Source organism: Desertihabitans aurantiacus, assembly GCF_003344635.1.
GTDB classification, from domain to species: Bacteria; Actinomycetota; Actinomycetes; order Propionibacteriales; family Propionibacteriaceae; genus Desertihabitans; species Desertihabitans aurantiacus.
Genome location: NZ_QPKK01000342.1, coordinates 1 through 3333 on the forward strand (window position 1 = coordinate 1; position 3333 = coordinate 3333).

General features: G+C 72.0%; 5 protein-coding genes. 1 reads left to right on the plus strand and 4 read right to left on the minus strand.

Annotated elements, in window-relative coordinates:
- Window positions 1-167 precede the first annotated feature (167 nt).
- The 4 genes from DVA66_RS18540 to rplS form a co-directional block, all read right to left on the minus strand.
- Entirely contained in the window at window positions 168-482 is a 315-nt protein-coding gene (locus tag DVA66_RS18540) for a DUF2469 domain-containing protein (RefSeq protein WP_114127989.1), read from the minus strand.
- A 13-nt stretch (window positions 483-495) separates the two neighbouring features.
- Complete coding sequence (locus DVA66_RS18545; protein WP_114561357.1) at window positions 496-1185, minus strand: ribonuclease HII; 690 nt, start codon at window positions 1183-1185, stop codon at window positions 496-498.
- On the minus strand, window positions 1185-1970 hold the full coding sequence (gene lepB / locus DVA66_RS18550; RefSeq protein WP_232822063.1) for a signal peptidase I: 786 nt from the start codon (window positions 1968-1970) through the stop codon (window positions 1185-1187). Before lepB ends, DVA66_RS18545 begins: the two co-directional genes overlap by 1 nt.
- 151 nt (window positions 1971-2121) lie before the next feature.
- Window positions 2122-2469 (minus strand): 50S ribosomal protein L19, encoded by a 348-nt coding sequence (rplS, locus tag DVA66_RS18555; RefSeq protein WP_114561359.1) that lies wholly within the window; start codon window positions 2467-2469, stop codon window positions 2122-2124.
- Between the two features lie 269 nt (window positions 2470-2738).
- Here rplS and DVA66_RS18560 point away from each other — a divergent pair, with 269 nt between their 5' ends.
- The gene (locus DVA66_RS18560; RefSeq protein ID WP_114561360.1) at window positions 2739-3233 is read left to right on the plus strand and encodes an RNA polymerase sigma factor; all 495 of its coding nucleotides are present in this window, start codon (window positions 2739-2741) and stop codon (window positions 3231-3233) included.
- Window positions 3234-3333: the final 100 nt, after the last annotated feature.

The following is a 3333-nucleotide window of genomic DNA, read 5'->3' on the forward strand; positions in this document are numbered from 1 at the left end:
AGGTAGCCCTTCGACAGGCTCAGGGCGCTGGGAGAGTCGGGTGTCGCCCTTCGACAGGCTCAGGGCGCTGGGAGAGTCGGGTGTCGCCCTTCGACAGGCTCAGGGCGCTGGGAGAGTCGGGTGTCGCCCTTCGACAGGCTCAGGGCGCTGGGGTGGCGCGGCGGACGTCAGCGTCCGGAGTCGGGGACCTCGAGGTCGGAGTGCACGATCTCCTCGATGGAGACGTCGCGGAAGGTCAGCACCTTGGCGTTCTTCACGAAGCGGCCCGGACGGTACATGTCCCAGACCCAGGCATCGGCCATCGAGACCTCGTAGTACACGTCGCCGCCCTCGGTGCGGACCTTGAGGTCGACGGTGTTGCAGAGGTAGAAGCGGCGCTCGGTCTCCACGGCGTAGGTGAACAGCCGCACGACGTCCTTGTACTCGCGGTACAGCTTGAGCTCGGCTTCGCTCTCGAACTGCTCCAGGTCTTCTGCACTCATCTCGCCTGGCACTCTAGCCGACGGCGCGCACGTCGCCGTGCCCTCGCATCGCCCGCACCACGTTGTCGAACCGGCGGCGGTGCTCCGGGCAGGGCCCGTGGCGGTCGAGACGCTCCTGGTGCTCACGGGTGCAGTAGCCCTTGTGGGTGGCGAAGTCGTACTCGGGCCACCGCTGGTGGAGGTCGGCCATGATCCGGTCGCGGGTCACCTTGGCCAGCACGGACGCCGCCGCCACGCAGGCAGCCACCCGGTCGCCCTTCCACACCGCCAGCCCGGGCACGCCGAGCCCGTCCACCCCGAACCCGTCGGTGAGCACGTAGTCGGGGCGCACCGAGAGCCGGTGCAGCGCCCGACGCAGCGCCTGGACGTTGGCGACGTGCATCCCGAGCCGATCGCACTCATCCGCCGGCAGCACCACCACCGACCAGCTCACGGCCTTGGCCACCACCTCGTCGTAGCAGCGCTCCCGCTGCGCCGCGCTGAGCAGCTTGGAGTCCCGCAGGCCCTCGATCTGGCGCGAGGCCCGCTCGGACAGGATGGCCGCGCCGGCGACCAGCGGACCGGCGCAGGCGCCGCGTCCGGCCTCGTCGGCGCCGGCCACCAGGGGGAAGCCGGCTCGCTGCAGGGCGCGCTCGTAGCCGTACAGGCCGCTGCTGCGCCGGATGACGAACTTCGGCCGGGAGCGCTGGGCACCCTCAGGCATCAGCAGCTGACCCCCTCCGGCTCGATCACCGCCTGCTCCGGCGCCGGCTCGGCCGCGTCCGGGATCCGGGCGAAGGTGTCGGGCACGGTCAGCCGCTGGAACCGGTCGAACGGCGCGGCGATGAGGAAGGCCGGCCCGACCACGTTCTGCACCGGGACGAAGGCCTCGGTGCCCAACGGCCCACCGGCGGCGGGGACGTCGGCGAGGTGGCAGCGGGAGTCGCGCGAGTCGTTGCGGTGGTCGCCCATGACGAAGAGGCGGTCCCGTGGCACCACCACGGTGAAGGGCACCTCGGCGGGGGCGACCGGCTCCCCGTCGTCGCCGCGGTAGAGGTAGTCCTCCTCCTCCAGCGGGACGCCGTTGACGCTCAGCCGACCCTGGTCGTCGCAGCAGTGCACGGTGTCGCCGGGCATGCCGATCACGCGCTTGATGAGGTGGTTGGAGCTGGTGTCGGGGAGGATCCCGATGAACTCGAGCACCTGGCCCGCCGGTCCGCGCTCGGCGGCCTCGTACTCCGGGCCGAGCCAGTCGCCCGGGTCGACGAAGACGACGACGTCGCCCCGGCTGAAGTCGGTGACCTTCTGCACCACGACCTTGTCGTCGATCTGCAGCGTGTCCTCCATCGACCCCGACGGGATCACGAAGGGCTGGGCCACGAACGCCCGCAGCAGCGACGAGACCACCACCGCGCCGACCACGACGATGAGGAGCTCCTTCACCACCGACCCGACGCGCCGTCCGACGCCCGTCTTCGGCGGCTCCTCGCCGATCCGTGACTCACTCACCCACGCCACCTCTTCGTCCTGCCTGCGACGGACCCGTCCGGGCACCGCACGATCTCGCCCACGGACCCCGCCCCAACCTAGTCGACGGGGCCGAAGACGACGATCGCACGCACCGGCAGCCGGTGCGTGCGATCGTCGGGGAGAGCTGCGCTCAGGCGCGCTTCTCCTTGATCTTGGCGGCCTTGCCCCGCAGACCGCGCAGGTAGTACAGCTTGGCGCGGCGCACATCGCCCTGGCGGTCGACCTCGATCTTGTCGACGATGGGGCTGTGCACCGGGAAGGTGCGCTCGACGCCGACACCGAAGGAGACCTTGCGGACGACGAACGTCTCCTGCAGCCCGCCGCCGCTGCGGGCGATGACCACGCCGGCGAACACCTGGATCCGGGAGCGGTTGCCCTCGACCACCTTCACGTGCACCTTGACGGAGTCGCCGGCGCGGAAGGTCGGGATGTCGGTCCGGAGGGAGGCCTGGTCGACGGCCTCGATCAGCTTGCTCATGATGGTCCTCGCCGGTGCCACAGGTCACCTGGTCAGTGCAGTCAGTTCGGGTGGTGGCGCCGTCCGGACGGTCCCCCCGTGGCAGGAGCCGGGCATGCGCACCAGCGCAGAAGTCTGCCACAGCGGACCGCGGGGCGGAAATCGGACGGCCGGTGCAACCGGGCTCCGGCACCGCGCGTAGGAAGGTCGTGAGCGTGGCAGCCGAGCAGGGACCACCGGCACGCACCGGCCTCCGGGCCGCAGGGTCGGAACGGGTCGGGAGGAGCGGGATGGACAGCGAGGAGTTCGACGTCCTCTACCGCACCTCCTTCGGCTCGCTGGTGGCCCAGGTCTACGCGATGTGCGGCAACCGGGCCGAGGCCCAGGACTGCGTGCAGGAGGCGTTCATCCGGGCCTGGGACAAACGGCACACTCTGGACCGCGCGTCCTCACCCGAGGGCTGGCTGCGCACCACCGCCTACCGGATCGCGGTCAGCCGCTGGCGCCGCTCCCGGCTGGCCCGCCGGGCCCCGGACCGGGCGCTGCAGGCGGAGCGGCAGGTGGAGCCCCCCGACGTCGAGTCGGTGGCGCTGGCCCGGGCCCTGCAACGGCTGCCGGTCGAGCAGCGGCGGGCCATCGTGCTGCACCACCTGGCCGACCTGCCGGTGGCCGAGGTGGCCAGGGAGGTCGGCGCCCCCGAGGGCACCGTCAAGGCCCGCCTCTCCCGCGGCCGGGCCGCGCTGGCCGACCTGCTGTCGGAGTCTGAGAGGAGCGAGCACCGATGAGCACCGACCCGATCTTCGACCCGCTGCGCCGGGTGGCCGAGCAGACCCCGGCCGGTGACCCCGCCCCGCTGCGCCGGCTGGGCGACCGGCGCCGGGTCCG

Coding starts and splice junctions, on each gene's coding strand:
- DVA66_RS18540 (WP_114127989.1), bottom strand. CDS start 482: ATGAGTGCAGAAGACCTGGAGCAGTTCGAGAGCGAAGCCGAGCTCAAG.
- DVA66_RS18545 (WP_114561357.1), bottom strand. CDS start 1,185: ATGCCTGAGGGTGCCCAGCGCTCCCGGCCGAAGTTCGTCATCCGGCGC.
- rplS (WP_114561359.1), bottom strand. CDS start 2,469: ATGAGCAAGCTGATCGAGGCCGTCGACCAGGCCTCCCTCCGGACCGAC.
- DVA66_RS18560 (WP_114561360.1), top strand. CDS start 2,739: ATGGACAGCGAGGAGTTCGACGTCCTCTACCGCACCTCCTTCGGCTCG.